Origin of the sequence: Frankia sp. AgB1.9, assembly GCF_016786355.1 — a bacterium.
Classification (GTDB): domain Bacteria; phylum Actinomycetota; class Actinomycetes; order Frankiales; family Frankiaceae; genus Pseudofrankia.
In genome coordinates this window covers 35,722-58,999 of the sequence record NZ_JADWYX010000049.1, presented here as the reverse complement: position 1 = coordinate 58,999, position 23,278 = coordinate 35,722, and the positions used below count along the sequence as shown (strand labels likewise).

General features: G+C 72.8%; 20 protein-coding genes and 1 pseudogene. 18 read left to right on the top strand and 3 right to left on the bottom strand.

The features are described from left to right. Positions 1-68: 68 nt before the first annotated feature. The gene (locus I6A60_RS20705; protein ID WP_203042561.1) at positions 69-1,637 is read right to left on the bottom strand and encodes a class I SAM-dependent methyltransferase; all 1,569 of its coding nucleotides are present in this window, start codon (positions 1,635-1,637) and stop codon (positions 69-71) included. Between the two features lie 122 nt (positions 1,638-1,759). Further along, the gene (locus tag I6A60_RS20700; RefSeq protein ID WP_203019289.1) at positions 1,760-3,388 is read right to left on the bottom strand and encodes a FadD3 family acyl-CoA ligase; all 1,629 of its coding nucleotides are present in this window, start codon (positions 3,386-3,388) and stop codon (positions 1,760-1,762) included. 906 nt (positions 3,389-4,294) lie between these two features. Here I6A60_RS20700 and I6A60_RS20695 point away from each other — a divergent pair. From I6A60_RS20695 to I6A60_RS20615, 17 genes and pseudogenes are all read left to right on the top strand, one after another. Continuing rightward, positions 4,295-7,174: a nitrate- and nitrite sensing domain-containing protein gene (locus tag I6A60_RS20695; RefSeq protein WP_203019287.1), complete on the top strand. Its 2,880-nt coding sequence runs from the start codon at positions 4,295-4,297 to the stop codon at positions 7,172-7,174. Next, entirely contained in the window at positions 7,174-7,593 is a 420-nt protein-coding gene (locus tag I6A60_RS20690; RefSeq protein WP_013425869.1) for a roadblock/LC7 domain-containing protein, read from the top strand. The genes I6A60_RS20695 and I6A60_RS20690 overlap by 1 nt, the downstream gene beginning before the upstream one ends. A 52-nt stretch (positions 7,594-7,645) precedes the next feature. Further along, on the top strand, positions 7,646-8,017 hold the full coding sequence (locus tag I6A60_RS20685; RefSeq protein ID WP_203019285.1) for a DUF742 domain-containing protein: 372 nt from the start codon (positions 7,646-7,648) through the stop codon (positions 8,015-8,017). Next, positions 7,998-8,588 (top strand): annotated as a pseudogene (locus tag I6A60_RS20680) (ATP/GTP-binding protein); the annotation flags it as partial. The gene I6A60_RS20685 and the pseudogene I6A60_RS20680, both read left to right, overlap by 20 nt. A 303-nt stretch (positions 8,589-8,891) precedes the next feature. Next, positions 8,892-10,085: a LuxR C-terminal-related transcriptional regulator gene (locus I6A60_RS20675; RefSeq protein WP_307873782.1), complete on the top strand. Its 1,194-nt coding sequence runs from the start codon at positions 8,892-8,894 to the stop codon at positions 10,083-10,085. 389 nt (positions 10,086-10,474) lie between these two features. After that, positions 10,475-10,810: a TcmI family type II polyketide cyclase gene (locus I6A60_RS20670; RefSeq protein ID WP_203019280.1), complete on the top strand. Its 336-nt coding sequence runs from the start codon at positions 10,475-10,477 to the stop codon at positions 10,808-10,810. Between the two features lie 440 nt (positions 10,811-11,250). Next, entirely contained in the window at positions 11,251-11,496 is a 246-nt protein-coding gene (locus I6A60_RS20665; RefSeq protein WP_203019270.1) for an acyl carrier protein, read from the top strand. Between the two features lie 179 nt (positions 11,497-11,675). Beyond that, the gene (locus I6A60_RS20660) at positions 11,676-12,155 is read left to right on the top strand and encodes an SRPBCC family protein (protein ID WP_203019268.1); all 480 of its coding nucleotides are present in this window, start codon (positions 11,676-11,678) and stop codon (positions 12,153-12,155) included. Beyond that, entirely contained in the window at positions 12,152-12,595 is a 444-nt protein-coding gene (locus tag I6A60_RS20655) for a cupin domain-containing protein (RefSeq protein ID WP_203019266.1), read from the top strand. The genes I6A60_RS20660 and I6A60_RS20655 overlap by 4 nt, the downstream gene beginning before the upstream one ends. Continuing rightward, positions 12,592-13,899: a beta-ketoacyl synthase gene (locus tag I6A60_RS20650; protein WP_203019264.1), complete on the top strand. Its 1,308-nt coding sequence runs from the start codon at positions 12,592-12,594 to the stop codon at positions 13,897-13,899. Before I6A60_RS20655 ends, I6A60_RS20650 begins: the two co-directional genes overlap by 4 nt. 37 nt (positions 13,900-13,936) lie before the next feature. Next, the gene (locus I6A60_RS20645; RefSeq protein ID WP_374113443.1) at positions 13,937-15,247 is read left to right on the top strand and encodes a beta-ketoacyl synthase N-terminal-like domain-containing protein; all 1,311 of its coding nucleotides are present in this window, start codon (positions 13,937-13,939) and stop codon (positions 15,245-15,247) included. 50 nt (positions 15,248-15,297) lie between these two features. Further along, positions 15,298-16,035, top strand: coding sequence for an SDR family NAD(P)-dependent oxidoreductase (locus I6A60_RS20640; protein ID WP_203019262.1), 738 nt, complete (start codon positions 15,298-15,300; stop codon positions 16,033-16,035). 2 nt (positions 16,036-16,037) lie between these two features. Beyond that, positions 16,038-16,481, top strand: coding sequence for an antibiotic biosynthesis monooxygenase family protein (locus tag I6A60_RS20635; RefSeq protein WP_307873781.1), 444 nt, complete (start codon positions 16,038-16,040; stop codon positions 16,479-16,481). Further along, positions 16,478-16,810 (top strand): antibiotic biosynthesis monooxygenase, encoded by a 333-nt coding sequence (locus I6A60_RS20630; protein WP_203019260.1) that lies wholly within the window; start codon positions 16,478-16,480, stop codon positions 16,808-16,810. Before I6A60_RS20635 ends, I6A60_RS20630 begins: the two co-directional genes overlap by 4 nt. 72 nt (positions 16,811-16,882) lie before the next feature. Then, positions 16,883-18,031: a glycosyltransferase gene (locus I6A60_RS20625; protein WP_203019258.1), complete on the top strand. Its 1,149-nt coding sequence runs from the start codon at positions 16,883-16,885 to the stop codon at positions 18,029-18,031. 59 nt (positions 18,032-18,090) lie between these two features. Then, positions 18,091-19,134 carry a methyltransferase gene (locus tag I6A60_RS20620; protein WP_203019249.1) on the top strand — a complete coding sequence of 348 codons (1,044 nt, stop codon included), beginning with the start codon at positions 18,091-18,093 and terminating at the stop codon, positions 19,132-19,134. 168 nt (positions 19,135-19,302) lie between these two features. Beyond that, a complete protein-coding gene (locus tag I6A60_RS20615; RefSeq protein WP_203019247.1) occupies positions 19,303-20,136 on the top strand; it encodes a DUF429 domain-containing protein in 834 nt (277 codons plus the stop codon). Between the two features lie 36 nt (positions 20,137-20,172). Here the strand turns inward: I6A60_RS20615 and I6A60_RS20610 are convergent, their stop codons facing one another. Further along, positions 20,173-21,456, bottom strand: coding sequence for a hypothetical protein (locus tag I6A60_RS20610; RefSeq protein ID WP_307873780.1), 1,284 nt, complete (start codon positions 21,454-21,456; stop codon positions 20,173-20,175). Between the two features lie 131 nt (positions 21,457-21,587). Here I6A60_RS20610 and ligD point away from each other — a divergent pair, with 131 nt between their 5' ends. After that, on the top strand, positions 21,588-23,267 hold the full coding sequence (gene ligD / locus I6A60_RS20605; RefSeq protein ID WP_203019245.1) for a non-homologous end-joining DNA ligase: 1,680 nt from the start codon (positions 21,588-21,590) through the stop codon (positions 23,265-23,267). The last annotated feature ends 11 nt before the right edge of the window (positions 23,268-23,278 follow it).

The window sequence follows — 23,278 nt, the reverse complement described above, 5'->3', positions numbered from 1 at the left end:
AGCCAGCGGGTGGACCTCGCCGGGCCCGAGCCCGGCGCCAGGCCCAGGCCCGGGGCGTCGCGGCCCGCTCAGTCGGGGTGGCGGTGGCGGTGCACCGGGCGATGGCCGGCTACCTGGTAGAGGCGGGCCGCTCCGGTCGCCTCGGTGAGCTCAGCCCGGGAAAGGGAGCCCAGTGCCTCGCGGAGCTGGTCAAGACCTTCGGCGGTGACCAGACCGGCGCTCAGCGCCGTGCCGTGGGTGGCCTCCAGGGCCTCCTCGACCAGCCGTCCGGACGGGTCGCCGGTCAGCGGCGAGGGCCTGACGTTCACCGTCACGTCCACCAGCCCGGCGGCCGTGAGCAGCGCCGGCAGCCGGGGCCCGATCATGGGGTCGCCACCGCGGACGCGGATGGTCATCGACATCAGGTCGAAGAACTCGGCGATGGCAGGGTTCGCCAGGGCCGAGCCGGCGCCGGCGGCGTAGCCGAAGTAGATGTCCTCGACGGCGACCACCCCGCCGGGGCGGACCGAGGCGGCCATCGCGCGCAGCGTCGCCACGGGTTCGGCCAGGTGCCCGAGCAGCAGCCGGCTGTAGGCCAGGTCGAAGGCGCCGCGCGCGACCGGCAGCCAGCTGGCGTCCGCGTTCATCCAGGCGATGCGCGCGCCGACCCGGGCCGCGTTGTGCCGGGCCACGGCGAGCGACGCCGGGCTCGCGTCGATGCCGACGACCTGCCCGCCCGGCCGCACCCGGCCGGCCAACAGCACGCTGACCTGGCCGTGGCCACAACCGACGTCCAGGCAGCGCCAGCCGGGACGCAGGCCGAGGCTGGTCAGGAACTCCACCGTCCCCGGCTCCAGCGCCCGCGACTGGGCCGCCAGCCGGTTCGCGTCGGCCTCGCCGCCGTGCAGCGCGTACCCGACCTTCGGCCGCACGGATCGCGGGGCCGCCGGCTCGGCGTCCGTGTCCTCGCGTGCCGGCGCACCGGTGAGCAGGCCTTCCGGTGGGGCCGGCGGGGCCGATGACGGCGGCAGCGCGATTGCCGCGGGTGGCGGCGGGGCGGCTGCCGGCGTCGCGACCCGGTCGACGGTGATGCCGTTCGAGGGGGCGAGGTCGACGTAGCGCCCGGGGCCGCGGTCGGGCGGTTCGGTGACGCGGGAGCCGGTCCCGACCGACGTGCCGGCGCCGCCGGGCAGGCGCGGCGCGGCCGGCTCCGGCGGCCGCGCCTGCCCGCGGGTCCTGGTCTGGTGGGTCCTGGTCTCGTGGGTGGTTGTCTGGTGGGTGGTGGCCTGGTCGGCGAGCTTCGCGAACCAGGACCAGGCCCGGCCGGCGGCCCGGTCCGCGCGCCCGGCCAGCTCCGCGAGATGCGGGTGGTCGGCCAGATGCGGGTGCTCGGCGCGGTGCGGGTGGTCCCGACGGCCGGAGTGCTCGTCCGGGTAGGAGTGCTCGTCCGGGTAGGGGTGCTCTCCCGGGTACGGATCCGGCCACGTGGCGTCGGCCTCGGGCCCGGCGCCCGTGAGGTGGCCGTCGGACCGCTGGTACGGGTCGCGGTCGCTGAGGTCCGTCCGGTCGACGCCGTAGGGCCCCGGGCCGGTGGCCGGCCACGTGCGGGGCCTGGTCGCGCGGGCGTGTGTCGCATCCCTGCCGGTCTGGTCCGCCATTTCGTCCCCCCCGTGCACGGCAGACCCCATCGTCTGCCTGGGCGCGGCGGTCCCGCCACCTGGGACGCGGCGACGCCCGCCCGGTGGGTCAGGCCGCCGGGCGGGTCACGCTGGCCGGCGGGTCAGGCCGGTCGGCGGGTGGCGGCGGCGCGGTCGCGCAGCTCGTAGCGGACGACCTTGCCGGTGGCGTTCAGAGGCAGCGCGTCGACGACCTCGACGTAGCGGGGCGCCTTGTAGTTGGCCATCCGGTCGCGCGACCACGCGATGATCTCGGCGGGAGTCGGCCGCGGCTGGCCGGTACGTGGGATGACGTAGGCCATGCCGACCTCGCCGAGCCGGTCGTCGGGGACGCCGACGACGGCGACCTGGGCGATGGCCGGGTGCTCGGCCAGCATGCTCTCGATCTCTGCCGGGTAGGCGTTGAAGCCGCCGACGATGAACATGTCCTTCTTGCGGTCGGTGATCGCGATGTTCCCGCCGTCGTCCATGACGCCGATGTCGCCGGTCTTCAGCCAGCCGTCGGCGTCGATGGTCTCGGCGGTCGCGGCCGGGTTGTCCAGGTAGCCGGTCATGATGTTGAAGCCGCGCACGATGATCTCGCCGGGCTCGCCGCGGGGTACCTCGGTGCCGGCGTCGTCGACGACCCGGACCTCGATCCCGTCCAGCGCCCGGCCGGAGGTGCGGGAGACCAGCTCGGGGTCGTCGGTGTGCCGGCACATGGCGACGGTCCCGGTGGTCTCCGTCAGCCCGTAGCCGGTGACGACGGTCCGCAGGCCCAGGTCCGCCCGCAGCCGCCGGACGAGCTCGACCGGTACCGCCGCTGAGCCGGTGACGGCGAGCCGCCAGCTCGACAGGTCGTAGCCGGTCAGGTCGCTGTTGAGGATCGTCTGGTAGACCGCCGGCGGTCCGGGCAGCATGGTGATCTTCTCGTCCTCGACCAGGCGCATCACGGCCGGCACGTCGAAGACCGGGTAGGGGACCAGCGTCGCGCCGACCAGCAGGCTCGCGAGCAGGCCCGCCTTCAGCCCGGCGGTGTGGAAGAACGGGTAGACGAGCAGGTAACGATCCCCGTGGCCGAGGCCGATGACGTCGGCCCAGGACGTGTAGAGCCGGGTCGAGGGGCCGTGGGCGAGCATCGCCCCCTTCGGCTTCCCGGTGGTGCCGGAGGTGAAGATGATGTCGCTGACGTCGTCGCCGGTCAGCGCCGCCGCGCGGGCCGCGGTCACCTCGGCCGGCACGGTGGCGGCGCGGGCGACGAAGTCCGACCACGCGGTGGTGGCGGGGCTGACCGGGCCGTCGAGCACGACGACCTCGCCGAGGGCCGGCAGGTCCGGCTCGGCGCGGATCGCCGCGGCGTAGTCCGTCGCGAGGAAGTCGGTCACGGTGAACAGGATCTTCGCGCCGGTGGCGCGCAGCAGGCCCGCGGCCTCGCCGGCCTTGAACCGGCTGTTCACCGGCACGAGGGTCGCGCCGGCGCGGTAGATGCCGAGCGCGGCCACCATCCAGCGGTGGCCGTTCGGCGCCCAGATCGAGACCCGGTCGCCGGGCTCGACGCCGCTGGCGACGAGGGCGCGGGCCGTCTCGTCGGCGGCCTCGGCGAGCTGGGCGAAGGTAAGCCGGATGGCGCCGTCGACCAGGGCCTCGTCGGCCGGCCAGCGGCGGGCTGCTCGGTCCAGGACGGCTGGGATGGTCGGCGGTGGCGCCTCGTTCGTGGTCGAACCGTCGAGGCCAGTGCGATCGGTGGTCGTCATGCTGCGCTCCGCTTCGTCGCGATGGCTCGATCGTGGGCGGCAAAAGAATATACGTTATGCAATCCGGGGCCAATGTCTTCGGCGGAGCGGCTTCCGGGCGGCGCGGGCTGCCTGCGCCCGGTGGCCGCTGGGCCACGGCCGGTGGCGACCGCCCGGCGGCGTCAGGACCGGGGCGGATGGGTGCGTGGCCGGCGGAAAGGCACCGGGATCCGGGCCGGCGGTAAACGCCCCGAGGAGAGTTCGGGATGGGTCGGCGACCGCGTGCGGCCATCTCGCCGGGGTGCCGCGGCGCTGTTTCCCGATGGTTACCGCCGTATGCCAAAAAGCACTACCGCGACGCGCCTCGGGCCTCTCAATCGGCGTTGCGACGTGACGCAGATTACTCCGTATACGAATCTGTTGTGCCCGACGGGTTTGGCGATCGCCCAACGGGATGCCGGGGTGAAGAGCTGCGCACTCGCCATTCCGGCGCGTTGTTCGACCTGCGGGTCTGTTTCGTTCTGGTGGTGGCCGAAGCCGTGTCTCGGCGCCGTCTCGCTGGCGGATGGTCGGTCGGTGTGGCGGCGCTACGCGGTGTGACGACAGGTCATCGGTGGCAAAACGGCCGGTCTACGGTGTTGTCTCGCCGATGCGATTGAGACAACTGCCGTGCGCCCCGTGGCCACTTGCCGATCCCCCGTCATCCCATGGATGCGGGGGGTCAGTACAGTTGCTCTACCTTCCGGGCAAAGGGGCGGACGGGGGACCGAGGGGAAACCGTGGTCCCCTCGGCGGCTCACGCTGCTCGGTGGGGCCAGAGCGCGGATATACGGACGGTGCGGCCCGCCGTTTTACCCGCCTACTCGCCCTACAGGCCACCCCCGTAGCCAAGGCGCCCTGACCGCGGGCGTCGGACGAGAGGACCGGATGCTCCAGAACTGGCCCATCCGAACGAAGCTGGTGGTAATTCTCATCGTCCCCTTGGTCGCCCTTGCCGTGCTCAGTGCGATACAGGTGCGGGGGAACGTCAACCGAGTGCAGGAAGCGCAGCGGACGAAGGCGCTGGCCGAGTTCTCCGTCGAGGCCAACTCGTTGATCAACGACGTGCAGTTGGAGCGTCTCGGCTCGCACACCGTCACGGCTTCTCAGTACCACCAGCCGCCCGTCGCGTTGAAGGCGGCGCGGCCCCAGGTCGACGCGGCGCTGAGGAGCTTCCGCGCCAGCGAGGCGAAGCTGCCGGGCGGCGCGCGGGACGCTCTCGGTGGCCTGCTGACGACAGTCGACACCATGATCGGCAAGCTCAAGGCGCACCGCGACGCCATCGACCGCCAGCAGATGGACCTCAGCGGCGACATCGCCTACTGGGACCCGCTGGTCACCAGCCTGCTCGGCCTGGACGGCGCGGTCGCCTCCGGTAGCAAGGACACCTCCGTCGTCTACGGCGCGAGCGCGCTGGTCGCGATCAGCCAGGCCAAGGAGGCGCTGTCCCAGCAGACCGGTGGCATCAACCGGGTCCTGTTCCTCAATGACAGCAGCGCGCTCGACCAGACCCGCCAGGAGATCGGCCAGGAGCGGGCCTGGCTGGACCAGTACCAGGCCACGGCGACGCCGAGCCAGAAGCAGTACCTGACCCAGTCAGTCGGCGCCGACTCGAACCCGAACTCCCTGATCGAGCGGGTCAGCTCGATGCGGGACGACATGCTTTCGGCGAAGGCGACCGGTCAGGCGCCGAACGTCAATCTCGGCGACTGGACGACCGCGTCCCAGCTGATGATCTCCAAGATGCACGACGTCGAGACCAAGGTCTCCGAGGACCTGATCGACACGGCGAGCCAGATCTCCACCAAGGCCGTCAAGGACTCGTTGGTCTCCAGCCTCGCGGTCGCGCTCATCCTGCTGCTGTCGGTCCTGATCTCGCTGCTGGTGGCCAGCCCCATGATCCGCCAGCTGCGCCGGCTGCGCGAAGGCGCGCTGGAGGTCGCCAACCACCGGCTGCCCGAGGTCGTCGAGCGGCTGCACAAGGGCGAGCCCGTCGACCTCGACGCCGAGCACTTCCCGGTCCCCGCGACCACCCGCGACGAGATCGGCCAGCTCGCCGAGGCGTTCGGCACGGTGCACGAGGTCGCCGTGCGCACCGCGGTCGAGCAGGCCGCGATGCGCAAGAGCATCGGGGACACGTTCCTGAACCTCGCCCGCCGCAGCCAGGCGCTGATCCACCGCCAGCTGAAGGTCATCGACGCGCTGGAGCGCAAGGAGACCGACCCGGACGAGCTGGAGGAGCTCTTCCGCCTCGACCACCTGGCGACCCGTATGCGCCGGCACGCCGAGGACCTCATCGTGCTGTCGGGCTCCAAGCCAGCCCGTGGCTGGCGCCGGCCCGTCCCGATCAAGGACGTCATCCGCGGTGCCGTCGCGGAGGTCGAGGACTACACCCGGGTCAAGGTGCTGCCGGTCGGCGGCGGCGCGATCAGCGGCCACGCTGTCGGTGACGTGATCCACATGCTCGCCGAGCTGATCGAGAACGCCACCTCCTTCTCCCCGCCGCACACCCCGGTGCACGTGACCGGCCACGAGGTCTCGAACGGCTTCGCGATCGAGATCGAGGACCGCGGCCTGGGCATGAACTCGTCCGAGTTCAAGGCCATCAACGACCGGCTGGAGAACCCGCCGCCGTTCGACCTGACCACCTCCGAGCGGCTCGGCCTGTTCGTCGTCGGCCGGCTGGCCGAGCGGCACAGCATCAAGGTCCGGCTGCGGACCTCGCCGTACGGCGGCACGATGGCGATCGTCCTGATCCCCGGCCCGCTGCTGCGGGTGGCCGACGACGACACTCCGATCGACGCGGTGCCGGGCACGCCGGCCGGTCACGACGACGCCCGCGAGTTCGCCGCGGTCGGCCGACCGGTCGCCTCCGACACCGAGCCGCTGGACTTCGGCGCGCCGATGCTGGCCCTGCCGCCGGGCTCCCCGCTGGGCGGTCTGGCCGACGAGATCGACCCGCCGACCACCGGCTTCGGGACCCGCTCCGGCCCGCCGTCGGGAACGCTCGCGCTGCCGGCCGCGGCGGGCACCCTGTCGCCGGACGACCTGCCGGCGCCGCCGCGGATGACCGACCCGGCCCCGCCGATCCCGCCGATGGGCCTGGAGGACACCGGGCCCCGGGCCATGTTCGGGGTGACGCCGTCCCGCCCGGGTGACGACGAGCCGCTGCTCGACGACCTGCCGGTGTTCGCCACCGTCCGGTCGAGCTGGTTCATCGCCGATCGGCCGCGCCGGCAGATCGCCGGGCCGGCCGCCGGTAACGACCAGTTGCTCGGCCCCTCGGCCCCTGGCCCGGCTACCTCGCCGTCTTACTCCTCTCCGAGCACCGCCTACAGCGCGCCCGTGACCCCGCCGCAGAACCCCCTGAACGGTTCGCCCGAGTCGCGGTTCGGCGTGGACCTGCCCAGCCGGACCTCGCCGCGTCACCAGCAGCCGGGCGCCGGCGCCCCGCCGGCGCGGCCGGAACCGTTCGGGCCGGTCACCCCGGCGGCCGGCTACGCGCCCGGCGGCCCGGCCCGGCCGCGGCCGGCCCAGGCCGCGCCGACGACCGATGTCGGGCTGCCGCGCCGGATGCGGCGGGCCAACCTCGCGCCCGAGCTGCGCCGGGACGGCCCGCAGCCGGTCCGGCCGCCGTCGGTCGTGGCCGGGCCGCGTTCTCCGGAGGAGATCCGGTCGATGATGTCGTCCTTCCAGTCCAACTTCGGTCGGGGTCTGGCGGACGGACAGGGTTCCAGTGACGGTGACGATCAGAGGAAGGTGACCTGATGAGCCCGGTTGGGCCGTCCGAGAACATGAGCTGGCTGCTCAACAACCTCGTGAAGAAGGTGCCTGAGGTCACCTACGCGATCGCGCTTTCCTCGGACGGTCTGCTTCTCGCCACGTCGGCGGGAATGGACCGGGCAACGGCGGACCAGCTGGCCGCCGTCGCGTCGGGCTTCAACAGCCTGGCCCGCGGCGCGGGGCGTTTCTTCGGTGGGGGGAGCGTCAGGCAGACCATCGTCGAGATGGAGCAGGGTTTCCTGTTCGTCACGGCCGTCGGCGACGGGGCCTGCATGGCGATCCTGTCGAGCCCTGGCGCGGATATCGGTCTGATCGCCTACGAGATGGCGCTCCTGGTCACCAGGGTGGGCGAGTTCCTCACGCCGGAGCTGCGTGCCGAGATGCAGGCCGCTCTGCCCATCTGAGTGCTGAGGCATCCGAGGCAGGAACCGGGAATTGTCAGGCAGGAGAGTCGGAGTGTCGCGAGACGAGGAGTGGTTCGACGACGAGGCCGGGCCCGTCGTGCGTCCCTATGCGGTCACCGGGGGACGCACCAGGCCCAACAAGGGCTCGCTCGAGCTGGTCGCCCTGGTTACGACGACGTCGCAGGGGCGGGCCACGGCCAGTTCGCTCGACCCCGAGCAGCGCGCCATCGCGGCGCTCTGCCTGCGGCTGCAGTCCATTGTGGAGATTTCCGCCCGGCTGAACATTCCGGTCGGTGTGGTCAGGGTCCTCGTCGGCGACATGCTCGACGCGGGACTCGTCACGGTGCACCGGCCAGCACGACCTACGAACCGGCCCGACCAGGCACTGATCGAGAAGGTGCTCGATGGACTACAGGCCCTCTGACGCGCGGGCGCCGAGGAATGACGGCGCCCCATCCCCGAGTCCGGTAAAGATCATCATTGCCGGTGGGTTCGGGGTGGGCAAGACAACCTTCGTGGGCTCCGTCAGCGAGATCACCCCGCTGACGACGGAGGCGGCGATGACGTCCGCCAGCATCGGCATCGACGACACGTCGGCCGTGGGTGGCAAGACGACCACCACCGTGGCCATGGACTTCGGCCGGATCAGCCTGCTCGACAGCGTCATCCTCTACCTGTTCGGCACGCCGGGGCAGGACCGCTTCTGGTTCATGTGGGACGAGCTGGTGCTCGGCGCGATCGGCGCCGTGGTGCTGGTCGACACCCGCAGGCTGGCGGACTCCTTCCCCGCGATCGACTACTTCGAGGAGCGGGACATCCCGTTCCTGATCGCGCTGAACCAGTTCGACGGCGCCAAGCGGTACGAGGTCGCCGACGTGCGCAAGGCGCTCGACCTTGAGCCGAACCGTCCGGTCGTCATGTGCGACGCCCGGCGGCGCGAGTCCGTCCGTCAGACGCTGGTCGCCCTCGTGCGGCACGCGCTGGACGTGGTCGCGACAGGAGAACCGGGAGCACGACCTCGCCGGCACCTGAGCGAGGCACGGTCCGGCGCCGTCGCGGTGGCGTGGTCGAGGTGGGAGCCTCGGCCGCGGCACCGCGGGGCACCGGCCAGCCGCCTGGAACGCCGACCTGCTCGCCCTCGGCCGTGCGCGGCCCGGTGAGCAGACCGGTGCGCGCCAGGCGCAGCTGTTCCACGAGCGCAGGGCTTGGACGCCGGAGGGGGCGGCGTCAGGGCCGGTGGGGGCCGCCGGGCGAGCCGGTCGGCCTTGCCAGCGGTCGGTGACCGGTCGGAGGAGCACGTGCTAGATCTGCTGGGCCTGGACGACGTGACCCAAGCCGCCTATCGGCTGTGGCTGCGCGACGAGGACCTCGACATCCAGGCAGTCAGCGACAGCCTCGGCCAGCCGACGGCGCTGGTCGCGGCCGCTCGCGACCGGCTGATCACGCTGTCGCTGCTCGTGCCGGACGTCAACCGGCCCGGTCACCTGCTCGCGGTCCACCCCGAGGCGCCGCTGGCGCAGCTCATCCAGGACCGGCACGAGCAGCTGATCCGCCAGCACGAGCACCTGGTCCGGGCGCATGCCCAGGTGGGCACCCTGGTCACCGAGTTCATGGCCAGCCGCTCGATGCTCGCGAGCGGTGAGACTGACCTGTTGCGGCCAACCACGACGGAGGGCCTGCGCGTCGAGCTCTCCGCGATGATCGCCGGCGCCCGGCACGAGGTGCTCTCGGTCCGCACCCGCACGACGCTGTCCGCGATCGCCGCGGAGCTGCTCCCGCTGGAGCTGGAGGCGCTGCGCCGGGGGGTCGCGGTGCGGACCGTCGTGGCCCGGCCGCGGGCCGGGCTCGCCTGGGTGCTGCCCCGGCTCGAGCACCTGGCCGACATCGTCGCGGCCGGCGCCGAGATCCGGCTCGCGGACGACCCGTCGCTCGACATCACGGTGGTCGACCGCCGGGTCGGCGTCGTCCGGTTCGCGTCGCTGCCGGGCGGCGGCGCGCTGGTGATCCGCACCCCGGACGTCGCCCTCCTCGCCGGCGCGATGTTCGACCAGATGTGGGGGAACGCCGACCCCCTCGGACGGGCCGAGGCGCGGCAGGTCGAGCCGGTGGCGGACGACGACCGGGCCGACAACTGGCTGGCCGCGAGCCTGCCGGCCGCGGGGCTCACCGAGCGGTCCGCCAACGGGCGGACCGCCGCGGCCAACGGGTCGGCCCAGGCGGCCGCGGAGGATCCCGGAGCCGTCGAGCCCTGCGTCGGGGCCGCCGGCGCAGACCAGCCGGCCGCCGAGGAGACGACGGAGCAGGCGCTCTCGGCCGCGGAGCTGCTGCTGCTGGCCTTACTCGCCGACGGGCTCAAGGACGAGGCGGTGGCCAGGGCGCTGGGGGTCTCCGTGCGTACGGTCCGCCGGATGGTCGCGGAGCTGATGCACCGGCTCGACGCGCGCAGCCGGTTCCAGGCGGCTCTGCTGGCCCAGCGGAAGGGTTGGTTGTAGCACCGTTGTGTTTCGAATTGTTGATTGTGGCAGGACGATGCCACCGCAACTAGTTGCCATGGTGGTTGGACTGGAATGGCGCACGAGCGTTGGCGTTTTGCCGCACACTTCCTCCCGAGACACCGCACCGCCAGTGGGTGCGAAACAGTGGTCCGGGCGTGCCGGTCGCCCGACGGGTGCGGCCGGGAACCCGCCGCCCGCCACCGTCGCATCCATTGCCGCCGACGCGCCGTCGCGTCAACGCGGCCGCCGGCACCGACGCCGGAGTGGGGCCGGACGGTTCTCACGGCTCGGCCGGATCGACCGATGAAAGCTGTGAGGAGAGACACAGTGCCGAGAACCCAACCGCGCACGTCCGTGCGGCGCGAGGCGCCGACGGGAGGTACGCGGTGAGCCACCGGACGCTGATCGTGGCCCGGATGAACCCGTCGGACGAGGAAACAGTCGCCCAGATTTTCGGCGAGTCCGACGCCGGTGAACTGCCGCACCTCGTCGGGGTGTCGCGCCGGGAGCTGTTCGCCTTCCACGGTCTGTACTTCCACCTCATCGAGGCGGAGAACAGCATCAATGCGCCGCTGGCGAATGTTCGCGAACACCCGCTGTTCGTCGACGTCAACACCAAGCTCGAGAGCTACATCACCGCCTACGACCCCGCGACCTGGCAGGGCCCGCGAGACGCGATGGCCCGTAGCTTCTACACCTGGACGGCGCCGCCGGCCGGCTGAGGCGGGCCGGGCGGGGCCTCCGTGTGACCGGGGCCGGCATCCGGGCCCGGTCCAGCGCACCACTCACGCGGCACGCGGCCTTTCGGCCCGCGGCTGACCGTTGGCCTGGGCTCGGGCACCCATCGCCCGAGAAAGGCCTCTCCTCGCGTGCCCGCCTCCCGGGCTATCGCGTGGCATTGAGGTAACGGTTTACCGGACGTTGACGGGCATTTGTCGGGTCGGCGTCCGGCATCCTGTAATTGCCGCCACCCCGCGTCGCCACCCCATTTTCATCGAGGTTTCGACGAGAGTTTCCGCCGATCCGCCGCGACGGATTTCCCGATCGCAGTCAGAGTGGTTGGCAGGAAGGTGACGGCGGTGACATCCGGGGCGAGTTCCGGCCCATCAAGCCGCGCGTTAGTGGTAGTTCTATGACAAGCGCACCCTCCGGAGGTAAAAACATGCCCCAGCAGTGGGACTCCGCCGCCCTCTTTGAATTCCTCGTCACGCGGGCCGGACTTCCCGAGGACGACCTGCCGGCCACGCTCGACGTCACGTTCGAGGACATCGGACTGGACTCGCTGGCCTACCTTCAACTGCAGTCGGAGGTCGCCGAGTCGGTCGGTGTGGAACTGCCGGCCGACCCGCCGCCCGGTTACACCCTTGCCGACATCCTCGCCGCCGTGAATCCAGAACTGGCCGCCTGACCTGGGTTTTCTCCGTTCCAGCTGGCCGCCCGCGAGCCGGCCAGCCGACGGGCGAGAGCCTCGTGACGTCGCGCCAACACGCACCTCGAGAACGCCGAGCCCACCGGGTGAATGGGCGGGCCCGCACCCACCTGCCACACCGCCGCCCGAGACGCCGAAACCCCCCGAGGAGACCCCCCGTGAACGGCCACACCGACAACTCGATCTACGTCGACGCCGACCTCGAATCCGTCTTCAGGCTCACCAACGACCTCACGACCTGGCCACAGCTGTTCACCGAGTACGCCTCGGTGGAGATTCTCGAGGCCCGCGACAACACCTTCAAGTTCCGCCTGACGATGCATCCCGACGAGAACGGCCAGGTGTGGAGCTGGGTCTCCGAGCGCACCGTCGACCCGGTGAACCACCGGGTCCGCGCCTACCGCGTCGAGACCGGTCCCTTCGAGTTCATGCACATCGAGTGGACCTACCTGGCGGAGGGAGCCGGCACCCGTATGCGCTGGGTCCAGGACTTCCGTATGAAGCCAACCGCGCCGGTCGACACCGCGGGCATGGTGGTGCGCATCAACACGAACACCCCGCGCGAACAGGCATCCATCAAGGAAAAGGTCGAGAAGCTGGCCGCCGCGGCCGCGCTCGCCGCCGGGACCGCCCGATGACCGCCGGGACCGCGCCCGCGGCGCCGAAGGTCGTCTCCATCCACGACGTCACGGCCAACCGGCGCCGTGGCGGCGACATCCGCACGATCCTCTCGCCGCTGACCGTCGGTTCGAAGGCCGGCTTCATGGGCACGCTGACGCTCGCCCCCGGCGAGATCGTCACCGAGCACTGGCACCCGTACTCGGAGGAGTTCCTCTTCTGCGTGCGCGGCGAGGTCACCGCCCGGTTCAACGGCGAGGAGTACACGCTGCCCGCTGAGAGCGGTGTGCTGATCCCCGTCGGAACCCGCCACCGGCTCGTCAACACCGGCAGCGAGACCGCCTTCTTCGTCTTCTGCTCCGGCCCGCTCGCGCCCCGGCCCGACCTGGGCCACGTGGACACCGAGGAACTCTCCCCGGCCCAGGCGGCGGCACCTCATACACCGGTCGGTACGACATGAGCCGCAGGCGTACGGCCGTCACCGGCGTCGGCGTGGTCGCTCCCGGCGGCACCAGCCGCAAGGAGTTCTGGTCGTTGATCACCGAGGGGCGGACCGCGACCCGCCGGCTGTCCTTCTTCGACCCGACCCCGTTTCGCTCCCAGGTCGCGGCCGAATGCGACTTCGACCCGCTGGCCGCCGGCCTGACCCCCCGGGAGATCGCCCGCAACGACCGGTTCGTCCAGTTCGCCCTCGTCGCGGCCGCGGAGGCGGTCGCCGACGCGGGCCTGGAGCTGGGCGGGCCGGCCGGCACCGGCTCGGCCAGCGGGGCGGTCCAGGACCCGGGCGGCCCGGTGGTCGGGGTCAGCCTCGGCAGCGCCGTCGGTGCCACCACCCGGCTGGAGAACGAGTACGTCGCGGTCTCCGACGGTGGCAGACACTGGGAGGTCGACCCCCGCTACGCCAGCCAGTTCCTGTACCACGCGCTGGTCCCGAGCTGCCTGGCCACGGAGGTGGCGACCCGGTTCGGCGCCCACGGCCCGGCGTTCGTCGTCTCGACCGGCTGCACCTCGGGCATCGACGCGCTCGGGTACGCCCACCAGCTCATCGTCGACGGCGAGGCCGACATCATGATCGCCGGCGCCTCCGACGCGCCGCTGTCCCCGATCTCGATCGCCTGCTTCGACGCGATCCGGGCGACCTCCGCCCGCAACGACGACCCGGAACACGCGTCGAGGCCGTTCGACGCGACCCGCGACGGCTTCGTCATGGGCGAGGGCTCCGCGGTCCTCGTCCTGGAGGAGTACGAGCGGGCCGTCGCCCGTGGCGCGCACATCTACGCCGAGGTCGGCGGCTACGCGTCGCGCTCCAACGCCTTCCACATGACGGGCCTGCGCCCCGACGGGCTGGAGATGGCCGAGGCGATCCGGCTCGCCCTCGACGAGGCCAGGGTCGACCCGTCGGCCGTCGACTACGTCAACGCGCACGGCTCCGGCACCAAGCAGAACGACCGACACGAGACGGCCGCCTTCAAGCGCTCGCTCGGCGCGCACGCCTACCAGGTGCCGGTCAGCTCGCTGAAGTCCATGGTCGGGCACTCGCTCGGCGCGATCGGCTCCATCGAGGTCGCCGCCTGCGCGCTGACCATCGAGCACGACGTCGTCCCGCCGACGGCGAACTACTCGAAGCCCGACCCCGAGTGCGACCTCGACTACGTGCCGAACGTCGCCCGGGACCACAAGGTCGACGTCGCGTTGTCGGTCGGCAGCGGCTTCGGCGGTTTCCAGTCGGCCATCGTGCTGACGGCCCCGCGGAAAGCGGCATGACACCCACGCCAGACCCCATGACACCCACGGAGCCTCAGTGACCCCGGCGACCACCGTGACCGCGGCGACCACAGTGACCACAGCGACCAGACCGGCGCCCGACCTGACGGAGCGGCACTCGCCGCTGACCAGGCCGGTCGTCACCGGCCTCGGGGTGGTCGCGCCGAGCGGGATCGGCGTCGAGGAGCACTGGGCGGCGACGCTGCGCGGCGACCTCGCGATCACGCCGATCAGCCGGTTCGACGCGTCCGGGTACGCCGCCCGGATCGCCGGGCAGGTCCCCGACTTCGACCCGAACCGCTACCTCGACAACCGCTTCATCGTGCAGACGGACCGCTGGACCTGGTTCGGCATGGCGGCGAGCAGGCTGGCCCTCGACGACGCCGGCTACGACCCGTCCAGCCGGGACGCCTACGACACGTCGGTCGTCTTCGGCGCCGGGTCGGGCGGGAACGACTTCGGCCAGCGGGAGCTGTCCCGGCTGCACACCCGAGGCCGCGGCGCGGTCAGCGTCTACCAGTCGATCGCCTGGTTCTACGCGGCGACCACCGGCCAGACCTCGATCCGCCACGGGCTCAAAGGCCCGTCGGGAGTCGTCGTCGCGGACGGCACGGGCGGGGTCGACAGCCTCGCGGCGGCGCGGCGCACGATCCGGCGCGGCACCGCCAGCGTGCTCGCCGGCGCCGCCGAGTCCGGCCTCACCCCGTACGCGCTGACCTGCCACCTGTCCAGCGGGCGGGTCAGCACGGCCACCCGGGCCCAGGCCGCCTACAAGCCGTTCGACGTCCGGGCGAACGGCTACCTGCCCGGCGAGGGCGGCGCGACGCTGCTCGTCGAGCATCCGGCGGCGGCGGCCGAGCGCGGCGCGGCCAAGATCTACGGCGAGATCGCCGGCTACGCCGCCACCCACGACGCCTACCACCACAGCCAGGCCGCGCCGAGCCCGCTGTGGCTGGCCGTCGCGATGCGCCGGGCCCTCGCCGACGCCGGCGTCGAGGCGGGTGAGGTGGACGTCGTCTTCGCCGACGGCGCCGGCTCGCGGGACCTCGACGCGCTGGAGGCCGCGGCACTGCGCGACGTGTTCGGCGCCGCCGCGGTCCCGGTGACGGCCCCCCAGGGCCTGATCGGCCGGCTGTGCGCCGGCGGGTCCGCGCTCTCGACCGCCACGGCGCTGCTCGCGCTGCGCGACGGGGTGCTGCCCGCGGTCGGCAACCTCGACGAGCCGGACCCGGCCTACGGCCTGGACCTGGTCCGTGAGCCTCGGCCGTGCGCCGCCCGGGTGGCGATGGTCGTCGCGCGTGGCTTCGGCGGCTTCAACAGCGTGCTCGTCCTGCGCCGGCCCGCGTGAGCGGCGCGGTAACCGGCCTTCCGATCCGTTCGCCCGAAATGAGGAGCCCGATGTTCGCTGACCTGGCCGGCAAGCGTGCGCTCGTGACCGGTGGCACCCGCGGGATCGGCCGCGCGGTCGCCCTCGGTCTGGCCCGCGCCGGCGCCCATGTCGTCGTCAGCCACTCCCAGGAGAGCGAGGCGGCGGACAGCCTGCGCCGCGAGCTGAAGGAGACCGGCGGCAACCACCTGGTGATGATCGCCGACGCCAACGACCGGGCGGCCCTCGCGGCGCTGCTCGAGGCCACCGGGACCCACCTCGGCGGCCTCGACATCGTCGTGAACAACGTCGGCACGATCAACCACGTCCCCTACGACCAGCTCTCGTTCGAGGACTGGAGCTCGGTCCTCATGACGAACCTGACCGCCACCCACCTCGTCACCCAGGGCGCGCTGCCGCTGCTGGGCGACTCCGGCTCGGTCATCAACGTCGGCTCCGGCGCGGGCGTCGTCGGCGTGCCGAACCGCGCGCACTACACGGCGGCCAAGACCGGCCTGATCGGCCTGACCCGGTCGCTGTGCAAGGAGCTCGGCGCCAAGGGCATCCGGGTCAACCTGGTGAGCCCGGGCGTCACCGAGACCGACCACGCGGCCGGCATGCCGGCCAACGTCCGCGCCATGTACACCAACCGCATCCCGCTCGGCCGGCTCGGCAACGCCGAGGAGATCGCGAACGTGGTGCTCTTCCTCGCCAGCGACGTCTCCAGCTACGTCAACGGCGCCAACTTCGCGGCCGACGGAGGGATCTGAGCGTGGCCCGCACCGAGTACGACGTCGAGATGACCGAGGGCACCGGCGCCGGGCGGCCCGCCGCCGACCTGCCGTTCCGGGTGATGCTCACGATGCACGTCCACCCGGGCCTGGAGGCCGACTTCGAGCGGACCTGGCTGGAGATCGGCGACCAGATCACCAGCCACCCGGCGAACCTCGGCCAGTGGCTGGTCCGGTCCGCGGACGAGCCGAGCACCTACTACATCATGAGCGACTGGGTGAACGAGCGGCTGTTCCGCGCGTTCGAGCAGACCCCCGGTCACCTGGAGCACCGCAAGATCCTGCACCCGCTGCGGGCCAGCGGCTCGATGGTCACCGGCGCCCGGCTGGCGTTCCTGCCGGGCGCGGCCAGCGTGACCGCGCCGGGAGCCACGGCCGAGCCGGCGGCGGTCGCGGCCGGTTCTGCCGCGAGTGTCACGGCATGAGCCGGGTCCGCGTGATGATCTGGGCCGTCGCGCCGGCCGGTGGCCCGGCGGCCGTCGAGGCCGCCTACCACGAGATCAGCGCCCAGCTCGTCGGCACGCCCGGTCTGCTCGGCAACCAGCTGATGCGCGCGGCCCACGACCCGGGGCGGTTCGTCGTCGTCTCCGAGTGGACCTCGATGGCCGAGTTCGCTGCCTGGGAGCAGGGCTCCAGCCACAAGCCGACCACGTCACCGCTGCGGCCGCTGCAGGACCCGGACCGCCGGCCGGTGATCTACGAGGAGGTCGCGGCCTACGACGAGTCCGGCGTGCTGGCCGACGCCGCCCACTAGCCCGTCCCGCCCACCAGCCCCTCCCTCCCGCCCGCCAGTCCCTCCGCCCAATCGCCGATGGGAAAACCTCCGATGAAGGTGCTCTTCTCCGCCGTGCCGATGCACGGCCATTTCTTCCCGCTGGTCACGCTCGCGCACGCGTTCCGCGCGGCCGGGCACGAGGTGCTCGTCGGCGTGCCGGAGAACCTCGTCGACGCGGTCACCGGAGCCGGCCTGCCGGCCGCCGTCACCGGCCCGCCGATGGAGCTCAAGGACGTCATCATCAGCCGCAGCTCCGGCGAGGCTGCGGTCGTGCCGACGACGCTGGAGGAGCGGCTCGCCGCCGCCGGCCGCGCCTGGGGCACGCTGGCCGGTAACTCCTTCGCCGGCACCCGGGCCCTGCTGGACGCCTGGCGCCCGGACCTCGTCATCTCCGAGCCGAGCGAGTTCAGCGCCCCGATGCACGCGGCCGCGCTCGGCATCCCGTGGGTGCGGCACAACTACGGGATCACCTGGCTGCCGCAGACCCTGCCGTTCACCGCCGAGGAGGTCGCCGCCGAGCTGGCCCAGCTCGGCCTCGACGGGCTGCCCGAGCCCGACGCGGTCATCAACGTCTGCCCGCCGAGCGTCGCCAGCGCCGAGGACGCCACCGCGCTGCCCTCGCGGTACGTCCCCTACAACGGGCCGGGCGTGCTGCCGTCCTGGGCGCTCGCGCCCCGGACCAGGCCGCGGGTGCTGCTCACCTTCGGCAGCCTGGTGCCGCACATCGGGTTCCGGGACTTCGTCGGGGTGCTGCGCGACATCGCGACCGGGGTGCCGAAGCTCGGCGCCGAGGTCGTCATCGGCTGCGACCCGGAGATCGCCACGAAGCTCGGCGACCTGGGCGACGGGGTGCTCTCCGTCGGCTGGCAGCCGCTGAACCTCTCGCTCGCCGCCACCGACGTGATCATCCATCACGGCGGCGCGGGCTGCACCCTCACCTCGCTGGCCTTCGGCACCCCGCAGCTGGTGTGCCCGCAGATCGGCGACCAGTTCCCCAATGCCTTCACCGTCATGGGCGTCGGCGCCGGGAAGCTGCTCATGCCCGAGCAGCTCGACGTGGACGTGGTGCTCAAGGAGGTCGGCGAGCTGCTCGCCTCCCCGGGCTACGGCGAGAAGGCCAGGGCCGTCGCCGCCGAGGTCGCCGCGATGCCGGCGCCCGCCCAGCTCGTCACCACCCTCGTCGAGCTCGCGGCGGGCTGACGGCCCCTCAGTCGCTCGCTGACACGACAACCGTTCCGACCCACAGAGAGGGCTACCTCGTGGCCTCCATCGTGCCCGCAGAGAAGATCGACGTCATCCGCCGCATCGAGCAGCTGGCCGTCGGCGCCGGCCTCGCGGCCATCGTGCAGACCGCCATCAAACTAGGGATACCGGACGCGTTCGACGACGGCAGCGTCACCGTCGACGAGCTGGCCAAGAGCGCCCAGGCGGAGCCGGGCACGCTCGGCCGGCTGATGCGCGCGCTCACCGTCCACGGCGTCTTCGACGAGGTCGAGCCCGGCCGCTACACCCACAACGACATGTCCCGCTACCTGCGCGAGGACGCGCCGATCCCGATCAAGTACCTGGTGCTGTGGATGGGCGCGGCCTGGACCTGGGAGGCCTGGCCCCGGCTGACCGACGCGATCAAGTCCGGGAAGGCCGTCATCCCGGACATCTACGGCAAGGACTTCTACAGCTACCTCGGCGCCGAGGGCGCCGCCGGCATGGGCGACTTCATGAAGGCGATGACGGCGATCACCGCGCTGTCCGCGGCACCGATCGTGGACGGCTTCGACCTGACCGGCGTCGGCTCGGTCGCGGACATCGCCGGCGGCCAGGGCCGGCTGCTGGTCGAGCTGATGGAGCGCTTCCCGCACGTCTCCGGCACGCTGTTCGACCTGGAGACCGTCGTCGCGAACGCCGACCCGAAGCTGCTGCCCGGCGGTGCGCTGGCCGACCGGACGACCATCGTGCACGGCGACCTGTACGACAAGGTGCCCGTCGATGTGGATCTCTACATCCTCAAGAACATCCTCGACGCGCCGAACCAGCAGTCCGACCGCGCGCTGCTCAACATCAAGGAGAGCGCCAAGCCGGGCGCCAAGGTCGTCATCATCGACGCGCTGATGGACGCCAGCGTCGAGGAGCTGCGGGTGACCACACTGGTCGACCTGTTCCTGCTGCTGAACGTCGGCGGCGCCCGCCACAACACCAAGGAGTTCGAGATCCTCTTCGAGAAGGCCGGCCTGAAGTTCCTCGGGATCAAGCCGGTCCCCGGGACCTTCCCGACCCAGCACCTCGCGGAGGCCCTCGTCCCCTGATCCCTTCGGCGACGGGATTTCTCCTGCGTCGTGGTCGCCGACCGAGCAGAATCGGCGACCACGACGCATGAACGGTCGAGGTTCCCGCGCCGCCGCTCGCGGCCCGCGGCGCCCGACTCCGGCCGGCAGGATGTGCGGCGTGCCGGTGTCGACGGTCTGGGGCTGGGAATGGCGGACGGCGTGGTCAGAGTGCTCGGCGTCGACGCGTGCCCCGGTGGGTGGGTGGCGATCGAGCTGGCGGACGGGGAGTTCTCCCGGGCGAGCTTCGCCGCCGAGCTGCGGACGCTGGTGGACACCTCGACGGTCGGGGTGATCGGCGTCGACATGCCGCTCGGCCTGCGCTCCGAGGGCTGGCGGGCCGCCGACCACGCGGCCCGCGCGGTGCTCGGCCCGCGGCGGGCCAGCGTCTTTCTCGTCCCGCCGCGCGCGGTCTGGGCGCTGCCCGACTTCGCGGCGGCGAACGCGCGCTGCCGGGCGCTGACCGGCAATGGCCTCACCCAGCAGACCTGGGGCCTGCGGCCCAAGCTGCTGGAGGCCGACGTGCTGCGCGAGCGGATGCCGGGACGCCTCTACGAGGTCCACCCGGAGGTCGCGTTCGCCGCGATGGCGGCCCGCCCGCGCACCGACCCGGCCGACGAGTGGCTGGCGATGGTCGTCGCGGCCGGCGAGACCGCCGAGGTCGGGCCCGGCGACGTGCTGGCGGCCGGCGCGCGCGGTGGCGGTGGACAGGTAGTCGCGCCCGCACCGGCGCATCTGCCGCTCACCCACGCCAAGACGACCTGGGCCGGCGCCGCCCGCCGCCGCGCGCTGCTGCGGGCCGCAGGGATCCTGCTGCCCGACGACCTCGGCCCGGCCGGCGTCGTCCCGCCGGTCGACGTCCTCGACGCCGCGGCGGTCGCCTGGACCGCGCACCGCGTCGCCACCGGCCAGGGGCGCTGCCTGCCGGACGGCACCGGGACCCAGCTCGACGACCGGGGCGAGCCGATCGGTATCTGGTACTGACGGTCCGGCGAACCGGCGACCGTCAGCCGCCGGACTTCAGCCGTCGGCCGGTTTCGGCTTCGGCCCGGTGGAGCGCATGTTGACCAACCGGCCGAGCAGGTCGAACCAGAACGGGGCGCCGGCGGCGAGCGCGGCGACGGCGATCAGCCAGCCGAGGACCTTCAGCGCCCAGCCGCCGGCGTCGTTCGGCAGCGTCCGCGGGTCGGACGCCGCGTGCGACCGGGTCCAGCCGAACGGGATCTGCAGCGCCCCGATGTCACGGACGGCCTCGACGGCCCCCTCGCCGCTCGCGGAGGACGGGTCGTTCGGTACCGGGTCGGTCGGTGACAGCGCCCGGGACTCGGCCGTGGCGACGGCTGCGGTGCGCACGGCGCTGTCCTGCCAGAGCGCGCGGGTCAGGCTGATCGTGTCCAGGTTGAACACGACCGTCAGGACCAGCGAGTAGACCAGCAGGAACCGGCTGACCCGTCGCTTGTACCAGCCGGACAGCCGGTCCATCGAGGAGTCGTACCACTGCGCCAGCTCGGCGAGCAGCTTGTCGCGGTCGGCGCCGGCGCGGGCGGCGATCCCGATCAGCGCGGTCTTCAGCGACGACTCGGGCAGCAGCGCGATCTCCGCGCTCAGCGGGAGCATCGGAGCCGGCGCCGAGCCGCCGGCCGGCGCCGTCGCGTCGGCCGGCTCGTCCGCCGGGCCGGCCATCGGCAGCAACGCGATCATCGCCGTGGTGACGGCGAGGCCGCTCTCGTATCCGGCGGGCATGGTGGCCTGCAGCGCGCGGGCCGTGTCCCGGGTGAGGCCCGCGTAGGCGGCGCGGTAGGCGTCCGCGTAGGCGGCGCGTTGCTCATCGGTCACCGTCGCGTCGAAGACGTTGGCCATCTCCTGCGGGCTGACCCGGGCCAGCAGCGCCCGGGGCGCCGGTTCCACCAGGTCCAGCACCGCGCGGGCGAACTCCGTCGACGGCAGGTAGGCCGGCAGCCGCAGCCGCTGCGCCCGCCGGACGCGCTGCCACCAGCCGGTAGCGAGCGCCGACGCCCCGACGGTCGGGACGGACGGGCGCCCACCGGTCCGCAGGCCACGCAGCGGCCCGTCGAGCATCTCGGCGGTGAGATCCCTGACCGTCCCCGGGCCCCGCCCGACGGTCTCGGAGGTGAGCCGGCGCAGCTCGGCCTCCAGCTGGCGGCCGCGGTAGTTGAGGAACCCCAGAACCGTCTCGTTCACCCTGGAGACCGCGACACTGAAGACCGCGAACACCAGGGCGAGCCCGATAAGCACCTGCAGGACGGCGGAGTCCGGCATGACCACCTCGTTCACCTCGGCCACCAACGGTGACGATCTGCGCCTTTCTACCGGATCAGCACGGGGCGAGCCGATCTGGGTCGCCTGCGTGGCCGCGCCCGGCGCATCGGGTAGGGATGTGGCATGAGTCGGGAGACCATGATCCGGAGAACCCTGTGAGCGGGGACGCCCCGCGCGGGCTTGACGCCTACCGCGGCAAGCGGGACGCGGCCCGAACCCCGGAGCCGGTCCCCGAGACCGACCAGGCCCGGCACCCGCGGCCCGATCCCGGCGCCGCCCCTGATCCCGCCGCCGCCTCCGATCCCAGTGCTGCCTCCGATCCGGAGGCCGCCGACCCCCAGGCCGCCGGGCCGGTCGACCACACGGGCGATGACCAGTCCGGGCGCGGCGACACGTTCGTCATCCAGGAGCACCACGCCCGCGCGCTGCACTGGGACTTCCGGCTGGAGCGGGACGGCGTGCTCGTCTCGTGGGCCGTCCCCAAGGGCCTGCCGGTCGACCGGACCGCGAACCACCTGGCCAGGCAGACGGAGGACCACCCGCTCGAGTACGCCGAGTTCGCCGGCGAGATCCCGAAGGGCGAGTACGGCGGCGGCACGGTGACGATCTGGGACCGGGGCGGCTACGAGCTGGAGAGCTGGACCTCCGACAAGATCAAGGTCACGCTGCGCGGCAGCCGGGTCCAGGGCCGCTACGTGCTGTTCCGGGCCGGCGCCGGCCGGACGACCGCCCACCGGACGACCGCCCACCAGACCACCGCCCGGCGGGCCGGCGCCCGTGCCTACGGACCGGACGACTGGATGGTGCGCCGGCTCGACCCGCCCGACGACCCGACCCGGGAGCCGATGCCGACTACGCTCGCGCCGATGCGGGCCGTCGCGAGCCGCGAGCTGCCGGCCGGGCCCGACTGGGCCTACGAGGTCAAGTGGGACGGCATGCGGGTCCTGGCGTTCGTCGACGGCGGGCGGGTCCGGGCCCGTAGCCGCACCGGCCGCGACGTCACGGCGGCGTTCCCCGAGCTGCGCGCCGTCGGCCTGGCGCTCGCGTCGACCCAGGCCGTGCTCGACGGCGAGATCGTCGCCTTCGGCCCGGACGGCACGCCCGACTTCGGCCGGCTGGCCCATCGGATGCACGTCGCCGACGCGGCAGCGGCCCGCCGGCTCGCCGGCCGGATCCCGGTCAGCTACCTCGTCTTCGACCTGCTGTTCCTCGACGGGCACCCGACGACCGCCCGGTCCTACGACGAGCGGCGGGCCCTGCTGGCCGGGCTGCCGGGGCTGACGCTGTCCGAGGCCCTGGCGGGTGACGGCCCCGACGTGCTGCGGGCGAGCGCCGAGGCCGGTCTCGAGGGCGTCATCGCGAAGCGGCGTTCGGCGGCCTACCTGCCGGGCCGGCGCGGCTCCGACTGGGTGAAGGTGAAGAACACCCGCACGCAGTCCGTCGTCATCGGCGGCTGGGAGCCCGGCGCCGGGAAACGCGCGGACCGGGTCGGCTCCCTGCTCGTCGGCGTCGCGGAGCGACCCGACCCGGACGAGACGAACCCCGGGCCGCCCACGTTCCGGTACGCCGGGCACGTGGGCACCGGCTTCTCGGACGCCACCCTCGACCTGCTCGGCCGGCTGCTGGCGCCGCTGCGGCGCGACGAGCCGCCCTTCGTCGACGTGCCGGACGCGCACGTCCGCGCCGCCGTCTGGGTCAGCCCCGAGCTGGTCGCCGAGGTCGCCTACGCCCACTGGACCGCGGACAACCGGCTGCGCCACCCGTCCTTCAAGGGGCTGCGCGACGACCTCACCCCCGCGGAGACGGTCGTCGACGGCGACAGCGAACCAACCTGACGCGATCCCCG